This is a genomic window from Sorangium sp. So ce367, assembly GCF_051520455.1.
In the GTDB taxonomy this organism is placed as follows: domain Bacteria; phylum Myxococcota_A; class Polyangia; order Polyangiales; family Polyangiaceae; genus Sorangium; species Sorangium cellulosum_B.
In genome coordinates this window covers 1,189,286-1,214,100 of record NZ_CP150334.1, presented here as the reverse complement: position 1 = coordinate 1,214,100, position 24,815 = coordinate 1,189,286, and the positions used below count along the sequence as shown (strand labels likewise).

Genomic DNA, 24,815 nt, shown 5'->3' with positions numbered 1-24,815 from the left:
ATCACGGTTCACCCTGACGAGCGGTGTCGAGCAGCCAGGCGGCGCTCTCGCTGAGGATCCGCTGGCGGCGCATCGCGCGCGCGTCGAGCCACATCGAGACCACCTCGTGACCGCGCTGCCATGCGCGCGCAACCACCGGCTCGCCCACGCGCGACGCCGGCAGCCCGCAAGCGTCGATCCCGACGTCGTGGAAGTTCTGGAGAGCCCTGGCCATGTGCCAGGAGCAGGTGACGATCGCCGCGCGCCGCGCGCCCACGCGGCGCAGGAGGGCCGCGCTGAAGATCGCGTTCTCGTGCGTCGTCAGCGACCAGAGATCCTGCAGGATCGCGTGCGCCGGCACGCCGGCGCGCCGCAGCTCGGCGGCGAGCACGCGCGCCTCGACCTGCGCTCCCCAGCGGCGCCCGCCGCTGGCGATCACCCACGGCGCGACCCCGTCGCGGTAGGCCTCCGCGGCGCGCGCCGCGCGGCGCGCGCCGGGGGCCGCCGGGCGCCCGGAGGGAAACACCCTGCAGCCGAGGACGACGATGGCGTCCGCGTGGAGCGGCATGCGACCGACCATAGCCCATCGGCCGCGGCCTTCGCGTGCCCGCTGCGCGCGATCGTCCTGCCCTCCCGCCGCCGCCCGCGGGCCGTGCCGCTCCGATGCCTGCGCCGCACGCAGGCCGACCTGGGGCCGCCACCTGCGCCCCCGCCCCGCCGCCCGCGCCTCTGCCCCCGCCGCCCGCGCCCCCGCCCCCGCGCGCTCACGGCCCCCCAGCGGCAGGCCGCGCCGGCCGCTGGGCCCGCAACCTATCCCCTGACTACATTGGCGCCTTGGCCCTGCTCCCCCGGCCAGGTCTCCACGTCTGCGACCTTCCTTGCTCCCGGTGCACCAGGCGGCTTGACGCTGCCCGCGCTCGGAATCTAATAGCTCTACCTTGAAACGGGCGGGGTTCAGCGAGCGAGGCAGGATGCGGATCAAGATGTGGGGGGTTCGCGGAAGCATCCCCACGCCCGGTGCAGGCACGGTCGAAGTAGGCGGCAACACGAGCTGCTATGAGATTCGTGCCGGCGAAACGCTGGTCATCCTCGATGGCGGGACGGGGCTCCGTCTCCTCGGCCAGGAGCTGGTCAAGGAGATGCCCTTCGAAGCCTGGATGTTCTTCAGTCATGTGCACTGGGATCACATCCAGGGCTTCCCGTTCTTCACGCCCGCGTTCGTGCGCGGGAACAAGATCCATCTCTACGGTGGCCTCAACGTCTCCCGGACGCTCGAGGAGACGCTGGCCGGGCAGATGGACTACCCGAGCTTCCCGGTGCACCTCACGGAGATGGGCGCGGCGATGACCTTCCGCGACCTCTACGAGGGCGAGGTGGTCACGATCGGCCCGAACGACGATGTGCGCGTGACCAACGCGCGCGGCAACCACCCGAACGGCGTGTACGCGTACCGCGTCGAGCACGAGGGCAAGGTCGTCGTGTACATCACCGACTCCGAGCACTACGCGATCGTGGATCCGAAGCTGAAGAAGCTCGCGATGGGCGCCGACGTGCTGATCTTCGACGCCATGTACACGCCCGAAGAGTACGCGGGCGAGGTCGGCGGCGGCCCGAAGACGGGCTGGGGTCACGCCACGTTCGTCGCGGGCTGCGAGCTCGCGAAGGCGGCGGGCGCCAAGCAGCTCGTCCTGCACCACCACGATCCCAACCAGACCGACGCGATGGTGCGCGAGAAGGAGATGCGCGCCCGCGAGCTCTTCCCGAACACCATCGCCGCGCGCGAAGGCACGGTCATCGAGATCTAGCGCGACGCCTCGCCAGGCCGAGGCGGCAAGGAGCAGCGCGCGCGAGACGCGGCGCTGGAGCGCGCCGCGCCTCGCTGCCGCAGGCGCCTCAGGCGCTCTTGGCCATCGGCTCCCGGGTGATCTCCTCGATGCGCGCGCGCATCCGCTTCTTGGCGCGCTCCTCGATCTGCCGCACGCGCTCCTTGCTGACGCCGAAGTCGGCGCCGAGCTGCTCGAGCGTCACGGGGCTGTCCGTCAGCCAGCGCTGGTGCATGATGGAGCGCTCGCGGGGCGACAGCTCGTTCACGACCTGGAGCAGCGCGCGCGAGAGCTGCGCGCGCTCGTCGGCGTCGCAGGCCTCGTCCTCCGGCGTGTGCGCGCTCGACGCGAGGCGCTCCACCGGAGCTACGCCGTCCTCGGTCGGAGAGCGCTCCAGGCTGACGTCGCGCGCCATGAGCAGCGGCAGCAGCTCGGCCGCCCGCTCCTCCGACAGGCCGCTCAGCTCCGCGAGCACCGCCGGGTCCTTCTCGTGCGTCTTGCGGTAGATGCGCAGCGCGCGCCGCTCGCTCTTCGACGACCCGAGGCGCACGATCCGGTACCCCCGCGCCACGTGCTCGCGGATCTCCGCCCGGATCCAGTAGGCCGCGTAGGTCGCCAGGCGGCAGCCGCGGTCCGGATCGAAGCGCTCCGCGGCCTTCAGGAGGCCGATGTTCCCCTCCTGCACGATGTCCTCCATCGGCAGGCCCCAGCGGCGGTACTCGAGAGCGATCGTCATCACGAACGGCAGACACGCCTCGATGAGGCGCCGGCCAGCGTCCCGGTCACCAGCTCGCCAGCGGAACGCGAGCTCTCGCTCGGCCTCCGGGCTCAGGGTGGCGTAGTTCGCGAGCTCTGTACGATAAGCCGAGAATGCCGCACGATCCCAGGTGGCGCTCATGATCTCTCCGCTCTCCACCGCGCGCGCCGATCAAGAAGGGCTGCGAGCCCCTGCGGGCCGGCGGGCGGCACCGGGGCAGATGCAGGCGTGATGCCGGGATTGACCCTAGGAAATCGCCTTTTTTTGCGCTGGAATGCGCAACGTGTTCGGATCCCTCGACGGAAGCGAAAGCTTTGCGGGAAAGCGGAGGAGCACGAATGCGCAGCGCTGAGCCCAGATCCACAGCGCACGAGCGGCGAACGAGGCGGGCGAGGTGCGCGCCGAGGCCCCAGGCCGCGGGCGACGGCGGCGCCCGCGCGGCGCGCGCGCTCGCTCTCCGCCCGGACGCCGCCGCGGTCGCCCCTGCCCCCGCGCGCCGCGTCGTGATATCCGGGGAGCAGTGAGGACGCGCGTCGCGGGCTCCGTCGCGTGCATCGCCGCAAGCCTGGCGACGCTCGCCTTGCTCTCGCGCGAGGCGGAGATCCCCCTCGCGAGGGCGCGGCGCGGGATCGCGCGGCCCTTGCTCCACACCGTCGCGCCGGATGACGAGGAGATCGACGGCGTCGGCTGCGACCCGAACGCCCTCGACCGCGGCATCGCGGTGCCGACCGGGGCGCCGACGTCGCTCGGCTGCGAGCAGGCCCGCGCCATCGTGGCCCAGGCCCGCACCACGCTGGCCGCTCCGCCGCTCCGCGTCGATCCCGCAAAGTTTGCCGAAGCGACCTCCGACTGGCTGGATCCGCACGGGCTGTGGTCGGTCGCCCCCGACACGCCCGTGGGCGCCTCGCTGCAGCGGGAAGCCGCCGCGCTCCTGGACGAGCTGCAGGCGCCCGTGGGCAGCGGGCCGTGCGCGGCGGCGCTGCGCGTCGGGCAGGAGCTCGCCCGGTGGTCGCGCGAGCTCGAGACGCTCTTCGATGACGGCTACCGGCGCGGCCTGGCCAGCCCGCCCGCGACCCACGCCGCGGCGTGGGAGCTGGTGTCGTCGGCGCCGTTCGAGGACGGCGAGGTGACGCGCAGCGCCCGGGACCTCGCGCGCAAGCTCGGCCGGGAGGTCGGAGGGCTGCGCGCGCATGTCGGGGAGCCGCTCGCCCGGTACGTAGACGCCGTGCGCGAGCGGGCGGCGCCCTCGATGAGCGAGGACGGCTGGGCGCGCACGGTGATCGCCGCCGCGGTGCGGGCCTACGTGCCCCAGCTGGACGCGCACGGCGCCTGGGCGCCGCTCGAGGAGGAGGTCTCCATCTACGATCTCGACCTCGAGGCGCACCCGCCGGCCCGGCTCTGGCAAGAGATGACGCGCACCGCGATCGGGGTGCGCATCGACCGCGGCGCGCTCGCGCCGCTCGAGGACGGGGACGTGGTTCTCCGGATCCAGGATCTGCCGATCTCCGGCATGAGCGTCGAGCAGGCCGAGCAGCTCGCCGTGCTGTCCGACGTGCACCCCGGGACGACCGCTCGCGTGGCGCTGCTGCGGCGCGGGGTCGCGGCGCCCCTCGAGCTGACCGTTGCGCCGCACCCGGTCGGACCGCAGCCGGCCGAGGCGGCGCCCTCGGAGCTGCCGCTCGATCTGGTGCGCTACGGGGAAGGCAAGGTCGCGGTGATCGCCATCCCCGACGTGCCCGACGACCTCGGGGATCGGGTCGCGGCGGCGCTCCTCCGCGCGCGCGCGCAGGGCGACACGCGGGGCGTGATGCTGGACGTGCGCGCGAACGGCGGCGGCTCGACCGACGGCGCGATCGCCGCGCTCGGGCTGTTCCTGCCGGGCGTACCGCTGTTCCCGATGCGGCGCCGCGACGGCGGCGTCGAGGTGGAGCGCTCGCCCGAGGTCCCGGAGGAGCGCGGGTGGAGCGGGCCGCTCGCCGTGCTCGTCGACGGCGACTCCGCGAGCGCGGCGGAGATGATCGCCGGCGCGATCGCCAGCTACCGGCGCGGGGTGATCATCGGCGATCGGACGTACGGCAAGGGGTGCGCTCAGGAATACCTCGACGACGACGCCCACGTCGGCGTGCTGCGGCTCACGACGCTCCTCTACGCGCTCCCCGACGGCGCGCCGGTGCAGAAGGTGGGCATCGTGCCGCAGGTGCAGCTGTCGCTGCCGGCGACGAACGAGCGAGAGGCGCGCGTGGACCGGGCGCTCGGCCCGTGGCGAGGCCCCGACGTGCGCGATCTGCACCGCGTGCGCGACGTGCCCTGGCCGGCGCACGCAGGGCGGATAGGGCCCTGCCGCGACGAGACGGTCTGCCGCGCGCTGCGGTCGCTCGGCGCGGTGCCCGCGGCAGCGCGCTGACGCGCGTCAGCGCTTCCAGAACTTGCCGAGGAGGCCCCCCGCGGGCGTCGGATCGCTCGTCGTACGGCTCCGCATCTCCTGCAGGCGGACCTCGCGGATGGCGTCGAGGTTCTTCGGGTTGAGCTCTGCCGCCAGGCGGAAATCGCCGATCGCCTTGTCGATCCTCCCCGAGCGCTTGAGGAGCATGCCGCGGTAGAAGAGCGCCCGCTCGTAGCGAGGCTCCTTCTCCAGGACGGCATCCAGCGTCTGGATCAGATCGTCGTAGTGCGCGCTCGTGGCCCCCTCCGCGAGCACGGGCGGATCGCCGCGCCGCTGCGCCTGGATCCAGACGAGCAACGTCATGTACTCGGGCTGCTCCGGGTCGGCGTTGAGCGCGCGCCGCGCGCGGGCCTCGGCGCCCGCGAGGTCGTTCTTCTTGAGCAGGATCTCGGCCTTCTGAAACTCGAGCGCGGCGTCGACGGCGCGGGCGATCCGCTGCTCGTCCTCGGCGGGGGGCGGAGCCTCCTTCGGCGCGCTCTGGTACTCGGCGCGCCGCTTCGGATCGCTCAGCGTCTGGTAGGCCTCGCTGATGCGGGCGAACACGCGCGCGACGAGCGGCTTGACGTCCTGGAGCTCCGCCGGCGTCCGGTCCGGGTGCCACCGCTTGGCGAGCGCGAAATAGGCGCTCTGCACGCGCTCCGGAGGGGCGTCCTCCGCGACGCCGAGCATCTCGAAGAAGCCCTCGCCGTCGATCGACGCGGCGCGCGCCTCGATCTCCGCGCGGCGCGCGGCGAGCTCGGGGTTCGGCGCGGCGCGCGGCAGCGGCGGGAGATCGGGCGCGAGCGCCGCCGGTCCCTGCGGCTTCGCCGGCTCCGCGGCGCGCGCCGGCGGCACGGGCGACGGCGCCTCGGCGCGCCCCGCCCCTCGCGCGGCCCTGCCCTCCGGGCCGACCGCCGCCATCTTGACGGTGGGCGCCTGCGGGGGCGGCGGCGCAGCGCGGGCGCCGGCAAAGGTCGGCGCAGGAGGCGGCCTCAGCGCCTTGGGATCCACGCCGCGGTAACCGCCGCCCGCATCACCGCCGGACGCGCGCGGGTCGAAGGGCGCCACCGGGCTCGGGGTCGGCGCGCCGGTCCACGACGCCGCCTCCGGCGCCGCGGCCGGGGGTGGCGCCGTGGAGCGGCGCGGGGCGACCGGGACCCCAGCGCGCCTGCTGGACGGCGCCGCGACGTCGTCGGGCTGCCGCTGCGGTGCGCGGCCTTCGGCCTCGCCCCGCGCCGGGCGTGGACCGGGCATCGTCGAGCCCGTCGAGCCCACGGTGGCGCGCGGCGAGCGCGCCGCCGCGCCGGAGGGCTCGCGCTGGGGCGCTGGCCCCGCCTCGGCCTGGGGCGCGCCAGCGGCCCGCTCCCGGCCGGGCCCGGCGGGACCGCCGACCCCGACAGGGCGCCGGCCCGGCGCGCCGAGATCGAGGTGCCGCGTGATCGCGAGCGCATAGATCATCAGCCGCACGACGCGCTCCTGCGCGACGCCGGCGGCGAGCAGCTCGGCCAGCGTCATGCGCCGCATCCGCAGCAGATCCACGATGGCCGCCTCGTCGCGATGGAGCTGGAACCGCTTCAGCTCGGCCTCGACGTGGAGCCCGAGCTGCCGGTTCTGGATCCGGTCCAGGGTCGTGTCGATCAGCGGATCGTCGGCGTGGAGCCGGACGCCCGCCATGATCACCGCGAGGGGCTCGCACCCGATGAGCTCCGGACCGCCGTAGGACGACAGCAGATTCTGGGCGTCGTAGTAGGCGTAACGCGTCGCGGGCGGGAGATCGTAGAGCGCGACCAGCTTGCGCACGAGCTGCTCGCGCAGCACGCCGGACACCGTCTCCCTGTCGAGCAGGCCCCGGGAGACGAGCAGCCGGCCATGCAGCACCCTTCGCTTGGTGATGTCCCGGAGCGTCTCCCGGAGCGTCGCCTCGTCCAGGAGGCCGAGATCGAGGATCACCCGATCGAGCGGGGCGATGATCGTCCCGGTCCAGATCTTGGCGGGCACGCCGTCGCTGAAGAAGATGCCGTGGCGGACGCCGTCGGGGTCGATGAAGCACGTCGTGCCGGTGAGGCGCCGGTCGAGCATGTACACGAGCAGGTGGACGAGCGGCGTGCGCGCGAGCGTGCCCTCCGCGGTCGGCGGGTCGCCCGGCAACGACAGCACGGCGATCGGACCGGCCATCGCCGACGGAGGCAGATCAGACACGGGGTTGCGCTCGCGCCGCTGCGGCGGATCTCCCCAGCCGCGGGTGCGCACCGACGGCGGGCGCGCGCTCTCCTCGGGGACCTCGTCCGGATCGCTGTCTGTCTGCACCGACCACGACTCCTCTCCATGAGCGCCCGGGGCGGGCGAGGTTGGGTCCGCCACCGCGGCGGGCTCCAGATGCGGTGGATCGGGCCAGCGCGCCGTCGTGCGCCCTGACCGCAAGGGCGGAGACAGCCTGCCGGACGGCGCAGGCGGCAGATCCGCGAGCATCCTGGCCTCCGCGCCGTCGTCCGGCAGCCCGCCGAACGTGGCCTCGGGCGGCGAGGCGGGCCCGCGGGCGGCGTCGCTGGCGCGCGGCTGCGTCCTCCGGCTCGCCGGCGCGCTGGTCATGGGCAGCGTGGGCGACGAGGGCCGCGTGATCTGCTGCTGCGGCGGCATGCGAAGGTTGCCGAGCGGCGACGCCGGCGCGTTGCGGATCGGCGGCGACTCCGCCGCGAGCACCGGCGAGCGGAGCGACACCTGCGGCGCCTCCTGGATCGCCGCGTGGGCGCGCATCGACGCGGCGGCGGGGTCGTCGCTCGTCGCGACGATCCGGCGGATGTGCCGCGGCGGCTCGCCCTGGCGAGGCCGCTCGGCGAGATCGACCTCGAGCGCGCGCGGGATGGGACCGCCAGCGGCGTCGAGCACCAGCCGGACGCGCGGCTGCGAGTAGCGGGCCGGGTGCGCCGGCGTCTGCACGACGAGCGCGACCTCCCCGGTCGAGAGCTCCACGAGCGTGCCGGTCGGAAAGATGCCGAGCGCGCCCACGAGCAGCCGCAGCACCGCGCGGTCCGCCGGATCGGCCGCCTCCCGCTCGAGCTTGGCGATGGCCTCGTCGGCGGAGAGCGGCGCCTCGCCCGGGGCCGGCGTCAGGAGGTCGTTGAACGCGCGGGCGGTCGCGAGGATCCGCGCCTGGAGCGTCGGCTGGCGGAGGCCGCGGTAGACCGGGCCGAGCGCCGGCTGGCGGCGCACCCAGTGCGCCTCGTAGGCCACGACGGTGCGCATCACGCTCGGCTCGTTGACGAGGCCGAGCGCGGTCAGCACGACCGCCGTGCCCGCCGGGACGTCCGCCTCCTGCTGCTCGCTGAGCTGCGGGACGAGCCCGCTCGATCCGCTCGTCGCGGCGCCCGTGAGGCGCGGCCGGGCGATGTCGAAGAGCAGCGCCGCCATCGAGAGCCGCTGGAGAAGGACGACGTCGCTCGTGATCTGCCGCGCCATCGCGAGGCTCAGGATCGCGGTGTTCACGGCGCGCCCGGCGTCGTCGTGGTTCTGGTTGCGCAGCGCGGTGACGCCCAGGAAGGCCGGCGTCTCGTTCGCGGAGAGGTCGACGAGGCGCTGCGTGATGCGCTTGACCCCCTGCCGCAGCGTGTACCGGCCGCGCCGCAGGTCGTCGTAGAACCGGCGGATGATCACGATCGCCGTCGCGTAGGTGCGCACGATCGCGGAGGTCTCGTCGCCCTCGCGATCGATCGCCACCTCGCGGCGGAGCACGGCCTCGTCCACGGCGCGCAGGCGGACGCGCGGCGACGGGCGGTCGGCGAGCGCCGGCTTGCTGCTGCGGAGGGCCTCGGCGAGCGCGGAGGCGAGGGCGTAGAGATCGCTCGCGCGGACGTCCTTGGCGACGCCGATCTCGGAGTAGCCGCAGCGGCCGAGGACGTCGCCGAGCTCGAGCGCGCCCTCGTAGACGGCGCGGTTCGCCTTGAGGAGCTGCCCGGAGACGAACACCGAGCCGCGGGTGAACAGGATCGAGACGTTGTGACCGGAGCGCTGGCCGAAGTCCTGGACGAGCGAGACCGTCTCCTCGACCTGCCGCACCATGGCCTGGTTGTCGATCGCGTGCAGCGTCGAAAGCTTCACCAGCCGGAAGAGGGCCTGCACCACGCTGGCGGCGAGATCGCGCGCCTGCTCGCGGCGGATGTTCTCCGACACGTTCTGGCTGATGACGTCGACCTGGGGCGCCATCACGGGACCTCCCCGGCGGTCGAGATCCGCTTGCCGAGGCGCGCGGCGATGGCCTCGGCCGCGGCGCCCGCGGCGTCGCGCAGCGCCTGGCTGTTCCAGGGCCGCCGCTTCGTGGCGGCGAGCGCGGCGTCGAGCGCCTCCTGCGAGCGCGCCTCGCGGCCGAGCAGCTCGGCCGAGAGGCAGCGGGTCTGCTCCGCCGCGTCGTCGGCGAGGAGGCCGTGCCGCTGGAGCAGCTCGACGGCGACCGACTCGCCGCGCGCCGGGTTGAGCGTGTAGAGCGCGCCGAGGAACTCGCGCCGCTCGTCGAGCGTGAGCTGGTGGAACGAGCTGTCCTGCACGCGGCGGACGAGCAGCGGGCCGGCCGCGCGGACCTGGTGGTGCGCCAGCGTGCGGAGCGCCGCGACGCGCACGTCGGGCGGCGCCGACTCGGCGAGCGAGAGCAGCTCGTCCCGGATCTGCTCGGGGCTCGTCGCGAGGTGCGCGATCGCCTCGCAGCGGAGCGCCGCGTTCGCGCACCCGGAGAGCCGCTTCAGCGCGCCCAGGGCGCCCTGCGTCCGCGACGCGGCGAACATCTTGAGGATCGGGCGGGCCACGTCGAGATCCAGCGTCATGAGCGCGTCCACGACCCCCTCCTCGTGCCCGGGCAGCGTCCGCTCGACGTGGCCGAGCAGCGCGCGGCGCAGCGCCTCGTGGCCGGTGTGCCCCACGACCTCCATCGCGACGGGCAGGGTCTCGCTGCCGAGCTTGTTCAGGATGGGCGCGAGCCGCTGCGCGACCAGATCGAGGTCCACGGGGGCGGGCTGCGCCGCGCCGCCGGGGGCGGCCGTCATGACGACGCGCGTCGCCTCGCGGAGGAGCAGCCGCACCGTGTCGGGCGGGAACATCCCCCGGGCGAGCTCCGTCGCGAGCGCGCCCCCCTGCTGCCTGGGCGCGAGCGCGTCGAGGGCCTTCTCGATGGCGTCGTGCATCCCGAAGAGCACCTCGAAGCGGCGCGCGAGGATGAGATCGCGCGCCGAGGCGGCCATCGGCTCGGTCACGAGCTCGACGTCCTTGTACCGCCTGGCGTTCAGGAAGGCGTCGGCCACGACCTCGACGAAGCGCTCGCTCCAGCGGTCCGGGCTCATGACCAGCTGCGTGCCGAGCGCGCGCTGCGCGACCGGGTCGAGCGCGAGCGCGCTCGCGGCGCGGCGCGCGGCGCGCAGCGCGGCGGCGTCGGTGTCGATGACCATCGCCGCCGCCTCGGCGCGGTTCGCCTTCTCCTCGGCGGCGCGCCGGGCCATGCCCTCGAGGTCGTCGGCCTCGTGCCAGAACTGCTCGCGATCGGCCGCGTCCCCCTCGACGAAGATGCTCACCACGTCGTAGCGCACGTGCTCGAGGCGGCGCTCCCACAGGGCGGCCGCGACGTCGTCCTCGGGCGCGAGGTCGCGCAGCGGATCGAGCAGCAGCACCTCGCAGAGGGCGCGCAGCTCGTCCTCCGTGATGCCAGGGAGCAGCTGGACGCGCCGCACGCCGGCCGCGAAGAGGTTGTACGGGACGAGGTCGAGCGGGTGCGACGGCTCCCACACCGTCCGCCGGCGATGCTCGAAGGCGTACGGCGTCAGCGTCCAGTGGACGAGGCTCCCGTCCGCGCGCAGCGCCTCCACGATCGCCTGGAAGGTCGCGCGGAGCTTGTTGTCCGCATCCGGGTGGGTCCAGCCGTAGTGACGCACCGCCGGGAGCAGCCGCTCCATGCGGCGGAACACCTCGGTGAGCCGCGTGACCGCGGGGTCGTCCGGCTCCGCCTCGCCCGGCTCGTCCTGGGGCACGGGCTCCTCCGCCGCCCGCATCCCGACGGCCGTGGGCGAGTCGTCCGGCGGGGGGCGCTTCGTGCTCTGCGGCGAGGAGCGGCGGGGCAAGGACGCGCCGACCTCCTCGAGGACGCGCAGCACCTCCTGCCGCATCTGCGCGGCCGACTCGAAGCGGTTGCGCTTGTCCCAGGCGAGCGCCTTGTCGACGAGGCCGATGACCGAGGCGGGCAGCTCGGGCGCGATCCGCGCGAGCGACGGCGCCGGCGTCGTCGCCGCGAGGATGAACGCCTCGTTGTCCGAGCGCCCCTGGTGGAGGCGCTGCCCGCTGAGCACGGCGTACAGGGTCGCGCCGATCGAGAAGAGATCCGCCCGCCCGTCGACCCCCTCGGTCAGCCCCATCGCCTGCTCGGGCGCCATGAACGAGGGGGTCCCGAGCGCCGTGCCCGCCTTGGTCTTGTCGCCGGGCGCGCCGCGCATCCTCGCCACGCCGAAGTCGAGCAGCTTCACCACGTTGTCCTTCGTGATGAAGATGTTCGCGGGCTTCAGGTCGCGGTGGACGATGCCCTCCGCGTGGAAGCTCTCGAGCGTGTGGAGCACTTCGCCCGCGATCCAGAGCGCCTCGGCGACGGGGAGCTTCCGGCTCTTGCGCTTCCAGAGCTGCTGGACGGTCTCCCCGTCGAGCAGCTCCATCACGAGGAACGGCTCGTCCTGCTCGGTGATGTCGTCGTCGAGGATCGCGACCCGGCCGGGGTGATCGATCTTGTTGGCGACGTAGCCCTCGCGCAGGAACCGCTCGCGGATGCCGACGTCGCGCGCGAACTCGGCGTGCAGGATCTTCAGCGCGGCGCGCGAGCCGTTCCGGTGGTGGGTGGCGGCGTACACGGAGGCCATGCCGCCCACGCCGAGGAGGGAGTCGATCCGCCACTTGTTCTTGACGGTCATCCCGAGGCGGGCGCGCGCCCGCTGCTTCTCGTCCGGCGCGTCCGTGACTTCCGAGGGCGGAGGGATGACGGACTCGGGGAGGACGCCACGTGAGGTCATTCGGCCACCGGAAGGCGGGAAATCGTATCACCTCCCCGCCCGCCCCAGGTTCCGGATTTCGGCGGGCGGGCGGTGAGCCTTACCGTTTCCTGGCGCCAGGCAGGCGCAGGGCGATCGCTGGCACGGTAGCTCTCTCCACCCGCCGGGCGTCCGGCCAGGGGTGCGATCGCCGCACGGGCGGCGAGCCGGCCGGGATCACGAGGGCGGACCGCCGGCCGACGTCGGGGGGGTCGCGGGCGCCGCCGCCGGCTTGACGTTGGCCTGTCCAGCCTCGGCGGCCTTGCGGGCCTCCTCGCGTACGGACGCACGTCACGGGGCGCCGAGCGAAAGCTCGATGGCCAGCGCGTCCACCAGCGAGCGCAGCACCGCCGTCATCCGCGCCACGCGGTCCGGGTCGAGCGCCGGGCGGCGCCGATCGCCGGGCGAGCACACGAGCGCCCGGGCCAGCTCGATCTGGATCGCGTCGACGCCGGGCGCGGCGTGGCGGAGCACGGAGTAGCCGCCCGGAAACGGCGCCTCGACGCCGACGGACAGCCCATGGTCCCGCGCCGCGCGCGCCAGGGCGTCGCGCACCGCCGGGCGCGCGCATCGGCCGTCTCGGGTCCCGAGCACGACGTCCGGCGCGTCCTTCCGGCCTCCGTCGGGGTACGTGTGGACCGCGAGGAGGGCGGCGCGGCCGTGGCGGGCGCACGACGCCGCGAGCTCGGCGGCGACGGCGTCGTGGTACGGCGCGAAGACCTCTGCGAGGAGCGCCTCGACCTCGGCGCGCGATCGCCGGCGCTCCCACCACATGACGCCGGCGCACGAGAAGCGGCGCACGTCGCCGAGCCCCGGCGGGAGCTTGTCTTCATAGGGCGTCGGCACGCGCGGCTCCGAGTTGAGATCGACGACGTAACGGCTCGCCGTGGCGACGACGCGCCGCACGCCCCTGGCCTCGAGCCCCTCGCACACGGCTGCGGCGCCCACGTCCGAGTCGGCCCAGGGCGCGCCCGCGTCGAGCGCGATCGAGGGGAGGCCGAGGCCCCGCGCGGTGAGCGGCTCGAGCCCGAGGCCCGCGTGGGGGACCTCGACAACGACGGGGCCGGGCGCATCGGGGCCCAGGATCTCGAAGTGCGGAGCGGTCATCCTGCCAGGCGCCGGAGTGTGCCGAAGGACGTGTCGTCGCGAGGGGCGAGCGCGTGATGCGCGTGGCGCATGCGGCAGGAGGATACACCGGTCCGGCGAGCGCTCCTCCGCCGCAGAATGCAACCGGCAACCCCGCCCCCCTTGACGTGGTGCGGGAGGGCTAGCGACACTCCTAGGTCGGCGGTCCTCGTGTCCAGGTGTGATTCCCCGTGAGCGACAACACGTCCATCGCCCAGGCCCTCGCGAAGCTCGACGAGGCCATGCGCCCGAGCCTCGGCGGCAGCGCCGACCCAGCGCGGCGCCGGGTCGCCCAGCGCCTCGCTCAGCTCGCGCGCTGCGAGGACGAGGACCTGCCGGCGTTCTCGAAACGTCACATGCCCGGGCGCACCGTCGAGGAGTCCGCGCTCCGCGCGGCCCGGGACCTCTTGCTGGCGATCGGCGGCATCGCGGAGATGGAGGAGGGCGGGCCCGACGCATGGGTGGCGCTCGCCGAGGTGAAAGGGCTCCTGGAGCGCCGCCTGGCCGAGGCGAAGGGGGCGGCGCTGACGCGCAAGGCCGAGGCGGCAGAAGCGGCCGCGGGCCCGCCGCCGCACGTCGCGTCGACATGGCCTCAAGGGACGGCAGCGCCGCTGGCAGGGCCGCTCTCGCCGCCTGCGCCCGCCCTGAGCCCCTCGTCCGATGTCGCCCCGGCGCCCGCCGGTCCCGTCCCGTTCTCCGCGCCGACGCCGGCCGCCGTGGGGCCGCTGCCGTTCACGCCCGCCGCCGCAGCGGCGCCGACGCCCCCGCTGGCGGATGCCACGCTGCCGCCCACGCCGCTGCAGGTCTTGGGCGCGTTGCCTTTCGCGTCCACGACGAGCCCGCTCCCGTTCGCGGCCAGGGCGGGGTGGGACCGTCCCACGCCGTCGTCCTCGGCGCCCCGGTACGATTCGGTGCTGCCGTTCCGCCCTCCCCCCTCCTCGGCGGCGCAGGCCTCCACCTCGGCGCCGCCGGCGGCGCCGCCGCCGGCGGCGCCGGCCGCAGCTCCGCGCGAGGAGCGCGCCTCGATGGGTCCCGAGCTCACGTCCTGGCGCACGCCGCCCCAGGCCAGCCCCGCAGCGCCGTCTTCGGGCGTGGGCGCTGCCGCCAGCATCGCCCCGCTCACGCTGGAGCAGTATGCGGGGATGGTGGTGGCCTGCGAGCTCTATCCTCTCCATGCCCAGAACACCCAGAGCCGATATGGTGTGAGGACCCCGGACGAGCGGGTGGCGCTCGACCGCTTCTGGCAGGCGCGGCTCTCGGCCGATCCGGCGCTCGCCGAGCAATGGGAGCGCATGCGGGAGAACGCGCGGAGGTACTTCCGCCAAGGCACCTGACCGCCGGCCCCACGGCCTCGATGGCGCGCCGCCGGGTTACGGGCGCGGCGTGAGCGGTTGACACGAATCGAGGCCCGGCCGAGACTCTCCGTTCACACTCCCCGCGTCGCAAGAGGCAAGACATGCCCACCGCGCTCTACTCCCTCGCGTGCTCGAAGCTCGAAAACATCTCCTTCGTCGGGTTCCGCGGCAAGGAGGAGATATCTCGGCCGTACGAGATCGAGCTGTTCTTCACCGTCCCTGTCGGCACGGCTGTCCAGGATGCGGTCGGCGAGCGGGCCAAGCTCACGATCAGCCGCGGCGAAGACGCGGTCCCGGTCGTGTTCCACGGCGTGATCGCGGGGACGCGGCTGCTCCACCAGACGGCCGAGCGCGCCCTGTACCGGGCGCTGCTCGTCCCCAAGCTCTGGATGCTTCGTCACTTCTGGCGGAGCTTCATCTTCACCGACAAGCAGGTGGACGAGTTCCTGACCGACACGCTGAAGGCCGGCGGCCTGAGCACGAGTGAATTCCGGTTCTCCGTCATCGGCACGTACCCGAAGGAGGAGTTCGTCGCGCAGTACCGCGAGACCCTCCTCGACTTCTTCCACCGGTGGTGCGAGCGCGAGGGCCTCTACTATTACTTCGAGCAGAGCGACGACAAGCCGAGCGAGGTCCTCGTCATCGCGGACAACCGCGAGCTCCACGACGACTTCCCGGGCGGCGGCCACGTGAGGTACACGCCGATCCTGGGCGACGACGTCACCGCGCCGCCCGGGCTGCATTCGATGGAGGCCGACGTGCGGTGGCTCCCGAAGACGGTCACCATCGCCGACTACAACTACGCGAACCCGTCGGCTTCCGTGAAGAGCGACAGCGACGTGACCGAGCGCGGCGTCGGGACGATCCGGGAGTACGGCGCTCGCGTGTTCGGCGAGAGCGACGCCAAGCGCATCGCGACGGTGCGGGCCGAATCCATCGGCTGCCGCGAGCGCACGCTCCGCGCGGCGGGCAGCGCTCTCGGGCCGCGGTCAGGCTACCGCTTCACCATCGACGACGGACCGGACGACCTCGCAGACAGCTGGCTCGCCGTGGAGGTGGAGCACGAGGGCTCCCACGCGGGCGTGACGCCCGAGGTGGTCCGCATGACGGGCATCAAGGGCACCGACACGTACAAGATGAGGCTCTTCGCCGTACCCGCGAGCGCACAGTACCGTGCGCCGCAGTCCACCCCGTGGCCGCGGATCTACGGCTTCGAGAACGGGGTCGTCAGCGGCCCGGCCGACAGCCCTTATGCCCAGATCGACGCCGACGGCCGGTACCTCGTCCGCTTCGAGTTCGACACGAGCGATCTCCCCGACGCGCAGGTGTCGACGCGCGTCCGGATGCTCCAGCCGCACGGCGGAGAGAACGAGGGTTTCCACTTTCCCCTGCGCAAGGGCACCGAGGTGATGGTCGGCTTCCTCGGCGGCGACCCGGACCGGCCGTTCATCGCGGGCGTCGTGCCCAACGCGCACAAGCCGAGCGTCGTCAAGGAGCGCAACCGCACGCAGAACGTGATTCGCACGGGCAGCAACAACCAGATCGTGATGGAGGACGAGCAGGGGAAGGAGTTCATCTTCATCCAGTCCCCCAACAAGAGGACGGGCATCTACCTCGGCCATCCCTCCGGCGATCAATCGAAGATCTTCACCGGGGACGGCGACCAGCCGACGAGCTGGTACTTCACGAACCCCGGCGCCGCGGCGACCGGCGACACGAACGCAGGGGTCGACGTCGGCGTGAGCCTCTGGCAGACCACCGACGGCAACTCGGGCCTCTTCGTCGGCGGAGACTCCTGGGTCAACGTCTGGGGAACGCAGAACTGGTTCGTGTACGGCGCCGTATCCCACGGTTACCTGTCGACGTTCACGCTCGACATCGGCGCCGACTCGAACGAGAAGTACCATGCCCGTCGAAATACGGAGATCACCTCCGGCCGGACCGACAAGGTCCTGGCCGGCGGCATGGTGCAGGATATCCACGGCGGGCTGACCCAGACGATCGAGCCTGGAGGGAAGTCGACGGTCACGGGCGGATGGGAGCACAACGTGACGGCGACGAACACCGACCACTACGGGACGTGGGTGTCCAACATCGACAACAGCTGGACCGCGACCGTCGGTCAGGCCATCTCGGTCACCAGCACGGGCGCGAGCATCGAGATCAAGGCCCCCGCCGGGAACGTCGACGTGAAGGGCCTCGGGGGCCACTGCAACCTCCAGGGCTCGGACAGCATCGAGCTCACGGCGCCCAAGGTGACGGTCAACGGCGTCGACGTGCAGGTGAAGAGCACCAAGTGGTTCGACTGGTATACCCACAAGGGCGCCGCGGGCGTCCTCAAGCTGGACGAAGCGGCGATCTATCAGTCCGCCTATGGCCTGAAGATCGACACCGTCGGGGTCAAGGTCGAGAACGAGTTCTGCAAGAAGATCACGGGCGGGATGTTCCTGCGCGCGTACGCCATGTCGAAGAAGACTGCCCTGTTCGGCATCGCGGACTACGCCATCGGAATCTGGAACGGCGCGTTCAAGAAGGAGTGACTGGCCGGTGAAGGTCTGCAAGCCACTCAAGATCCCGATCCTGACGCGCGTGATCGAGCACCTGCGGAGACCCCAGTTCCACGTCGCCGCGATCATCGGCTTCCCCCTGGACCGCCCGCGGGCGCTCCTCGACGAGCTCGCGTTCTGGCCGGCGGTCACCCCCGATCTCGGGATCGCCGTGCTCGACGAGGGGATCTCCAAGGCTCGCGGGGAGCTGCTCGTCGCCGGACGCTGCTGCACCCCCGGCGGCCGGCCCCTGACGGCGTCGTACGTCCGGGCAAAGGTGGGCGCGATCGACAAGAAGCTCATGGTGATGGGCGATCGCCACCGCCAGTTCGGCTTCGCCACGGAGCCGAAGCCCTTCGCGGAGATGCCCGTCGACTGGGCGCACGCCTACGGCGGCAAGGACTATCCGCGGAACCCCTACGGCATCGGCGCGGAGGACATCGAGCGCGACGGCAAGCGCGTGCGACCGCTGCCCAACATCGAGCCGCTCGGCGGCCTCCTCGGCTCGAACAGCGGCCAGCCCGAGTCCTTCGCGCCGATGGACATGAGCTTCGCGCCGCGGCGCGCGCGGGCTGGGACCTTCGGGCGCGACTACGTCGAAAAGTACGCGCCGGGCCTGCCCCCCGACCACGACCCCACCGTGTACAACGCTGCGCCCGAGGACCAGTGGCTCCCCGGTTTCTGGCGGGGCGACGAGCGCTTCCTGGTGGAGAACATGAACCCGTCGAGCCCCCGGATCGAGGGAGAGCTGCCGGGCCTCGTGGCGCGGGCGTTCGTGACCCATCGAACGGCGGACGGCGAGCGCTTCGTCGAGATCGGCCTTCGCTGCGACACGGTCTGGCTCTTCCCCACGGCCGGGATCGGCGCCCTGATCCTGCACGGCTGGAGGCTCGTCGCCGACGACGATGCGCGCGACATCGTCCACCTCGTCGTCGCGTGCGAGGAGCCCGCCGCGCCCCGGCCCATCGAGCACTATCAGCAGGCCCTCGTGCGCAGGCTCGACAAGGACAAGGGGTCGCTGAACGATCTGAGCGACAGCGACCTCATGCCCGCGCGCGCGTCCGGCGTGGTCGCCAACATGGACCTCGGGCCGATAGGCCAGTGGCTAAGGCCGGACCTGATCGCGATGCAGAACGAGCGGCGCGGCGCCGAGCGCCGGCGCCAGGAGCGCGTGGCCGAGTGCGAGGCGCAGGGGATCGATCCGGCGCTGTACGGCCTCGCCGAGCCGCTCCCGGCCGTCGCGCTCCCGCCGACGGACGACCTCGACGCCATGGCGCAGTACCTCCTCACGATCGAAGCGCAGGTGGCCGAGGAGGAGGAGAAGGCGAAGAAGGCCGCGGAGGACCTGAAGGCGGAGCACCGGGCAGCGATGGGCGCCCCCGGGTTCGACCCGGCCGCGGAGCAAGGCGACCTCACCGGCGGTCCACCGACGTTCCGCGCGGAGGCGCACCTCCGACAGCAAGCCGAGCTCGCGAGGGTCGCGCGGGCGGCCGGCGAGCCGGACCTCGAGCTCGAGGCGAAGCTCGCGAGCCGCGCGTTTCACGAGGAGCTCCTCCGGCTCGAGGCGCTGACGCGCACCGGGTACCAGCAAACAGCCCACCTCGCGCCCGCGGCTCCACCGATGACGGAGGAGGCGGTGGAGATCGCGCGCGCGTTGATCCAGGTGGCGCGGGACGCAGGCGAGCCCCTCGCGGACCGCGACCTCACCGGCGCGGATTTCCGCGGGATGGACCTCACCGGCATGGACTTCTCGCGGGCGTTCCTCGAGGGCGCCGATCTGCGCGACGCCGACCTCTCGGGCGCCATCTTCGAAGGCGCCGTGCTCACCCGGGCCGACCTGCGCGGCGCGCGCCTCAAAGGCACGCGGCTCGTCGGCGCCAACCTCGGCGCCACGAACCTCGAGAGGGCCTCCTTCGAGGGCGCCGATCTGTCGCAGGCCGTCCTGATGGGCGCGCGCGTGGAGGGCGCGAGCTTCGCCCGCGCCACGCTCACGGGCGCCGACGTGCTCGAGACGAGGTGGATCGGCGTGGACCTCGCGGGAGCACGGCTCGACCAGTGCACCTTCCTCCGGGCCGATTTCACGGGATCGAACGTCACGGCCGCGCACCTCGTGCAGACGACGTTCATCGAGTGCCAGCTCGATCGTGTGGACTTCTCGGGCGCCGATCTCCAGCGCGCCTGCTTCGTCACCTGCAAGGGGGAGGAGGCCCGCTTCGTTCGTGCCCGCATGAGCGAGGCGGTGATCGGCCACAAGAGCGAGCTCCCGCGCGCCGACTTCACCGACGCCGTGATGGAGAAGTGCTGCCTGCGGACGACCGCGCTGCCCGGCGCGAAGTTCGTCGCCGCCAGGATGGTGATGGCCGATCTGTCGGAGTGCGACGCCAGCGCGGCCACCTTCGATCGGGCGATCCTGAGCAGCGCGCTGCTGATCCGGGCGCGGCTCGACGGCGCGTCGCTGCGCGGCGTGAACCTGACCGAGGCGATCCTGTCGAAGTCCAGGCTGGCCGGCGCTGATTTCACCGGCGCCCAGCTCACACGCGCGGACTTCAGCCGCGCCATCGGCGACCGCGACACGCGCTTCACCGACGCCGTCGTGAAGTTCACTCGCTTCGACCAAGGGGCAACGAGGCCCGCGCCGTGAACCGCGACCAGCTCATCGACGCCATCCGCCACGGCACGGTGGTCCAGGGGGACATCTCGGGCCTCGACCTCTCGGGCGCCGACATCTCCGGCGGCGTCTTCGACCGCGTGCGCTTCCCCGCGCGGATGGCCGGCGCGCAGCTCAAGGAGGCGAGCCTCAACGAGTGCGACCTGTCCGCGTGCGACCTCTCGGGCAGCGACCTGCACATGGCGACGGTCTTCCGCAGCAAGCTCGACGCCGTCAGCTTCTCGAGCGCGAAGCTGATCTGCGCGACCTTCGTCGAGTCGCCGGCGCCTCGGGCGAGCTTCGCCGGGTGCGAGGCGCCGCTCGCCACCTGGACGAACTGCGTGCTCTCGGGCAGCTCGTTCGAAGGAGCCAACCTCGACCGCGCCAACGTGCTCGAGTGCGGCCTCGACCGCGCGGACTTCCGGCGCGCCAACCTCGACCGCGGGACGTACTACAAGCTGGACCTCGCGACGGCGCTGCTCGACGGCGCCATTCTCACGCTCACCACGTTCGTCGAGTCGAGCCTCGGAGCCCGCTCCTTCGCGGGCACGAAGCTCTTCCGAACGCAGTTCATGCGCGGCAGCGTGGCCGGATCGAGCTTCGCCGGGTGTGACGCGACCCAGTGCAACTTCACGGCCGTCGACATCGGGGGCTGCGACTTCTCGGCGGCCGTGCTGACCCAGGCGCTGTTCGGCCAGGCGCGCGGCGCCAAGGTCAAGTTCACGCGCGCGAAGCTCCAGAACGCCATCTTCGAGCGCGCGAACCTGCCCGGCGCGGACTTCGCGGACGTCGACCTGACGGAGGCTTACCTGGCGAAGGGGGCGTTTCCGGGCGCGCGCTTCGTCGGCGCGACGCTCAGCTACGCGGACTTCTCCCATTGCCAGCTGAACGGCGCCGACTTCAGCAGGGCTTCGATGTTTCGCACGAAGCTGCACCGCGCGGCGCGCGACGGCGCCGTCATCCCGGGCGGCGACTGGCTCGGCGACGACGCCGAGGTCGCCGCGCTGGAGGACTGGAAGGCGCGCCACGGGGCCGATCGGACGGCCCGCTGATCCCGAGGCAAGGCATGCACGCGACGAACGCCAAGAGACAGGAACTGCACGAGATCGCCCCGTACGAGGAGCGCCCCTCGCTCGAGCAGCTCGTCGACCTCGACGCGCGCCCGACGCCCGAGCCCCGAGGTGACGCCGGCAGAGCCGGCTTCGGCGCCGGCCCGCCGGCGCTCGCCTACGGCACCGCGCTGGACGGCGGCGAGCTCGCCGTCCAGCTCGACGGCGGTCCCCGTCCCGCGCGGCGGGCCAAGAGCTGCCTCGTCGCCGTCACGCCGGGCGACCGGGTCCTGTGCTCGGTCTCCGCCGACGCCGTGTACGTGCTGGCCGTGCTCGAGAGCGCCGGCGCCGGGCCGACCCGCGTGGTCGCGGACGGCTCCCTCGAGCTGCAAGCCGGCGGGGAGATCGCCATCAGCGGCGCCTCGCTCCTCATGCGCGCGAGGTCCGCGAGCGTCATGATCGAGGAGCTGAAGGTCCTCGGCCGCTCCGTCGAGGCGAGCTTCGCGGAGAAGGCGACGTTGTTCGCCGAGCGCGTCGAGTCGCGCGCCTCGCGCGTGCTCCAGCGGGCGAAGCAGGCGTTCCGCTTCGTGACCGACATCGAGCAGGCGCGCGTGGGCAACTACGACCTGCGCGCCGAGAACCTCGCCGCGATGCGCGGTGAGAACACCATCGTCTCCGCGCGGGTGCTCGCGAAGCTCGATGGCGAGCAGGTCAAGATCGGTTGAACGGTTCGATGGGATGAATGGAGGACGCGATGCTGGCAAAGACGCAGGCGGGTGGGATGAATTTCGCGTTTCCCGACGTGTGCTTGACCCCGACCCCAGCGGGACCGGTGCCCATCCCCTATCCCAACATCGCGCTCGAGCCGACGAACATCGCCTTCGTGCCGAACGTGCTCATCACCTGCGCGCCCGCTCACAACATGACGACGATCGCGCCGATGACCAACGGTGACAACGCCGGCGTCGCGTTGGGCGTGGCCTCGGGAACGGTGATGGCGCCGCAGCGGAACCTGACCGGAGCCTTCACCGTCATCGTCGGCTGCGCGCCCGTCACCCGGCTCACGAGCCTATCGATGCAGAACAGCACGGACGCGTTCGGCGCCAAGATCGTACCCAGCGTGACGAACACCATCGTGCTGTCGCCGTGACCTGGGCGCGGCGCCGCGCCTCATCTCCCGGCCCTCGCCTCGAGATCGGTGCGCGCGCCGGACGGGCCCCGAAACAGGACCCATAGCCGCGGCACAGGGGACGGCGAGGGCGAGGGCGGGGGCACCGCGGGGTCGACGATCGCGGCCGACCCGCCGCAGTACTTGCACGTCACACGGCGCACCCCTTCAGGCGCGTCGAGCGGCGCATGACAGCGCGGGCACTCGAGCGCGATCACGGCGGCGCCCCGGGGCGCGCGTGGCCGGTCCCGGTCAACGATGAGCGCGACCACGCCGCGCGGCATCGCGCGCCGGACGAGCGCGGGCACCTCGCCCGAATGGCTCACGCCGCACGTGCACGTGTAGCCGCCGCCGCGCCACCGGGGTTCGACGAGGGCGCCGCACGCGCAGATCGGGTGGCCGGGGCCGGCGACGAGGTTGGCGGGCGTGTCGTCGTCGGGCCGGAGCCGCTCGCCGGGGGCGTCGGCGCGCTCGATGCCGACCTCTTTGAAGGGGTTGAGGGGCGCGATCGGCGGCCGGCCGACCGCGCCGCCCTCGGGGTCGGGGCCAGCCATGTCGGCGACCGCATGCGCGTGCCGGAGCGCGGTGCGCCAGAGCAGGGCGGGGAGCTCCTGCGTGTGGGCACACGTCGGGCACACCGCGCGGCCGTCGTCCGCGAGCGAGGCGAGCGGCACGCGGCTGGAGCAGCCCGCGCACGCCCACGCGAAGGCGACATGGCCCCAGTACGCATCGTCGACGCGCCGCACCACCTCGACAGGTGCGGACGGGTCGTCACGGCACACGCTGCATGCCTTGTGGCGCGTCGGCACGACGCGCCCGCACCGGGGGCAGATGCGCAGCGCATTCGCGGCGACGTTCGGCGTCGGATCGCCGGGCCCGAGCGCCAGCTCCGCGATGGCCGCCTCCGCGATCCCCGCCTCCTCCGCGATATCCGCTGGCGGGACCGGCCGGCCGCAGTTGCGGCACAGCAGCGCCCCCCCGCTGTATCGGGTCTTGCAAAACGGGCACGTGGCCATGCGGCGAGTGTACACGAACGGTTCTGCGTGGGCCGCGACGCCGCGAGCGCGCAAGCCGGCCGGACACGGTCGCCGCCCTGAAGTGCGGGACGAACACGGACACGATCCGTACGCAGAGGCGCTGGCGAAGGTGCGCACGCTGCGCGAGGTCCACGGCGTGCTCGAATCCGCTTCCGGAGATCCCTGGCGGGACCGCTGGTACGCGGAGCTGGAGCGAAACGGGTTGAAACCACGAGAAAAAGCAGGAATTTCACAGGGAGACGGGGAGGCGGGGAGCGAGAGACGGCAAGAGAAAGAAATTCATTCTTTCTTCCTCCCCGCCTCCTCGCCTCCCTGTGAAAATTCTCCGGGTTTCAACGTGCTCGGTGTTCTAGTACTACAGCCGCACCTCGACATCGATCTAGTTGGACCCAGGATCCGCCCATGGATCCGGGGGCAAGCGGGCTGCCAGCAGCGGCCGCGTGGGACGCGCTGGCAGCAGATTTTGAGGCATTTCACGCGCGATTCGCGGGGCTGTTCGCGCGCAGCGAGCCGCGCGAACAGGCGATCAAGTACGTGCGCTCGCTGATGGGGCCGGTGGCGCGCCGGAACGGTTGGCAGCTGGCCGAGGCCATCGGGGATCCGACGCCCGATCGCGTGCAGCGGCTGATGTACAGTGCGGACTGGAGCGCGGACGCGGCGCGCGATCTGCTGATGGACTTCACGATCGAGCAGTTCGGCGATCCGCAGGGCATCGGCGTACTGGACGAAACGGGCTTCCTTAAGAAAGGCACCAAGTCCGTCGGCGTTGCGCGGCAATACAGTGGGACGGCAGGCAAGATCGAGAACTGCCAGATCGGTGTGTTCCTCAGCTACAACGGCCCACGTGGACATGTGATCCTTGACCGTCGTCTTTACTTGCCAGGATCGTGGTGCAGCGATCCGGAGCGGAGGCAGGACGCTCACGTTCCGGAGGATGTCGCGTTCCGGACCAAGCCGCAGCTGGCGATGCAGATGCTGCATGGCGCCTGGCAGCGAGGTGTACCGATGGCGTGGGTCGCCGGCGATGAAGTCTACGGGGACGACCCCGTGCTTCGCGATGGCATCGCCGCGCAGGGCCATCGGTATGTTCTCGCGGTCGTCTCGAGCACGCCGGTGTGGCCCGAGCGACCGGAGGTTGCGGAGCCCCCTACCGAACGCGAACACCCTCGTGGTCCGCTCCGCACGCGCACTCGTCTTGCACCGGGCGCGCCGCACGCCTCCACTGTGGCGAAGGTGGTCGCGCAGTGGTCGCCGAAGCAATGGCATCGCCTTGCCGTCCATCAAGGCGAGAAGGGACCCATCGAGTACGACTGGGCCCGCGCGCGCGTCGTCGACAGTCGTCGGCGCTTACCGACCGACGAGATCTGGCTCCTGGCTCGCCGCTCGGTCTCGAATCCGTCTGAAGTGGCCTACTACCTGTCCAACGCTGGAGCCGCCACGCCGCTGGCAACGCTCGCGCACGTGGCCTCCACGCGTTACACGATCGAGCAGTGCTTCGAGGAGGCGAAGGATGACGTCGGCCTCGACCACTACGAGGTCCGCACGTGGCCGAGCTGGCATCGGTACATCACGCTCGGGATGATGGCCCTGGCGTGGTTGGCTTTCGTGCGCGCGAAGCTTCCCGCGGAGGGCGCGTTCCCGTACGCCCCGGCGATGAGCCCCGAGTTCGTGCCCAAAGCGGCGCGCCCGGGGCCGGGAAAGAACGCCGAGCGCATGCAGAAGGCGGCGCTTGACACGTCGGGGAAAAAAAGCGCGCCACGCCCGAAGAAAGCGACGCTCCGCCGACGCTGGCGCCCTGGAGCATTCCCGAAGTCCGTCGCCTAATGGAGCTGGTGCTTCCGTTGCCCGCCCATTCGCCCGA

At 72.6% G+C, this 24,815-nt stretch carries 15 protein-coding genes; 9 read left to right on the top strand and 6 right to left on the bottom strand.

The features are described from left to right. Position 1: 1 nt before the first annotated feature. A complete protein-coding gene (locus WME97_RS04540) occupies positions 2-547 on the bottom strand; it encodes a YdcF family protein (RefSeq protein ID WP_437549727.1) in 546 nt (181 codons plus the stop codon). 403 nt (positions 548-950) lie between these two features. Here WME97_RS04540 and WME97_RS04535 point away from each other — a divergent pair, with 403 nt between their 5' ends. Continuing rightward, the gene (locus tag WME97_RS04535; RefSeq protein ID WP_020733205.1) at positions 951-1,784 is read left to right on the top strand and encodes an MBL fold metallo-hydrolase; all 834 of its coding nucleotides are present in this window, start codon (positions 951-953) and stop codon (positions 1,782-1,784) included. A gap of 88 nt (positions 1,785-1,872) precedes the next feature. Here WME97_RS04535 and WME97_RS04530 read toward each other — a convergent pair whose 3' ends face one another. Continuing rightward, the gene (locus WME97_RS04530) at positions 1,873-2,700 is read right to left on the bottom strand and encodes a sigma-70 family RNA polymerase sigma factor (protein ID WP_437549726.1); all 828 of its coding nucleotides are present in this window, start codon (positions 2,698-2,700) and stop codon (positions 1,873-1,875) included. 379 nt (positions 2,701-3,079) lie between these two features. Between WME97_RS04530 and WME97_RS04525 the strand changes: the two genes are divergently transcribed. After that, complete coding sequence (locus tag WME97_RS04525) at positions 3,080-4,963, top strand: S41 family peptidase (RefSeq protein ID WP_437549725.1); 1,884 nt, start codon at positions 3,080-3,082, stop codon at positions 4,961-4,963. Positions 4,964-4,969: 6 nt separating this feature from the next. Here the strand turns inward: WME97_RS04525 and WME97_RS04520 are convergent, their stop codons facing one another. From WME97_RS04520 to WME97_RS04510, 3 genes are all read right to left on the bottom strand, one after another. Then, entirely contained in the window at positions 4,970-9,181 is a 4,212-nt protein-coding gene (locus tag WME97_RS04520) for a DnaJ domain-containing protein (RefSeq protein WP_437549724.1), read from the bottom strand. Beyond that, complete coding sequence (locus WME97_RS04515; RefSeq protein WP_437549723.1) at positions 9,181-12,009, bottom strand: protein kinase domain-containing protein; 2,829 nt, start codon at positions 12,007-12,009, stop codon at positions 9,181-9,183. Before WME97_RS04515 ends, WME97_RS04520 begins: the two co-directional genes overlap by 1 nt. A 309-nt stretch (positions 12,010-12,318) precedes the next feature. Continuing rightward, complete coding sequence (locus WME97_RS04510) at positions 12,319-13,134, bottom strand: N-formylglutamate amidohydrolase (RefSeq protein WP_437549722.1); 816 nt, start codon at positions 13,132-13,134, stop codon at positions 12,319-12,321. 209 nt (positions 13,135-13,343) lie between these two features. Between WME97_RS04510 and WME97_RS04505 the strand changes: the two genes are divergently transcribed. The 6 genes from WME97_RS04505 to WME97_RS04480 all read left to right on the top strand — a co-directional run bounded on the left by WME97_RS04505 (position 13,344) and on the right by WME97_RS04480 (position 21,899). Beyond that, positions 13,344-14,486, top strand: a complete 1,143-nt coding sequence (locus tag WME97_RS04505) for a hypothetical protein (protein WP_437549721.1) — start codon at positions 13,344-13,346, stop codon at positions 14,484-14,486. Between the two features lie 122 nt (positions 14,487-14,608). Next, positions 14,609-17,047 carry a type VI secretion system Vgr family protein gene (locus WME97_RS04500; protein WP_437549720.1) on the top strand — a complete coding sequence of 813 codons (2,439 nt, stop codon included), beginning with the start codon at positions 14,609-14,611 and terminating at the stop codon, positions 17,045-17,047. 7 nt (positions 17,048-17,054) lie between these two features. Beyond that, positions 17,055-19,694, top strand: coding sequence for a DUF2169 family type VI secretion system accessory protein (locus tag WME97_RS04495; RefSeq protein WP_437549719.1), 2,640 nt, complete (start codon positions 17,055-17,057; stop codon positions 19,692-19,694). Next, positions 19,691-20,752 carry a pentapeptide repeat-containing protein gene (locus WME97_RS04490; protein ID WP_437549718.1) on the top strand — a complete coding sequence of 354 codons (1,062 nt, stop codon included), beginning with the start codon at positions 19,691-19,693 and terminating at the stop codon, positions 20,750-20,752. Before WME97_RS04495 ends, WME97_RS04490 begins: the two co-directional genes overlap by 4 nt. Positions 20,753-20,766: 14 nt before the next feature. After that, entirely contained in the window at positions 20,767-21,474 is a 708-nt protein-coding gene (locus tag WME97_RS04485) for a DUF3540 domain-containing protein (protein ID WP_437549717.1), read from the top strand. A gap of 29 nt (positions 21,475-21,503) precedes the next feature. Beyond that, positions 21,504-21,899, top strand: a complete 396-nt coding sequence (locus WME97_RS04480; RefSeq protein WP_437555306.1) for a DUF4150 domain-containing protein — start codon at positions 21,504-21,506, stop codon at positions 21,897-21,899. Between the two features lie 20 nt (positions 21,900-21,919). Here the strand turns inward: WME97_RS04480 and WME97_RS04475 are convergent, their stop codons facing one another. Further along, on the bottom strand, positions 21,920-22,933 hold the full coding sequence (locus WME97_RS04475) for a double zinc ribbon domain-containing protein (RefSeq protein WP_437549716.1): 1,014 nt from the start codon (positions 22,931-22,933) through the stop codon (positions 21,920-21,922). Positions 22,934-23,356: 423 nt separating this feature from the next. On the opposite strand from WME97_RS04475, the gene WME97_RS04470 reads away from it, so the two are divergent. Continuing rightward, complete coding sequence (locus tag WME97_RS04470) at positions 23,357-24,778, top strand: IS701 family transposase (protein ID WP_437544868.1); 1,422 nt, start codon at positions 23,357-23,359, stop codon at positions 24,776-24,778. Positions 24,779-24,815: the final 37 nt, after the last annotated feature.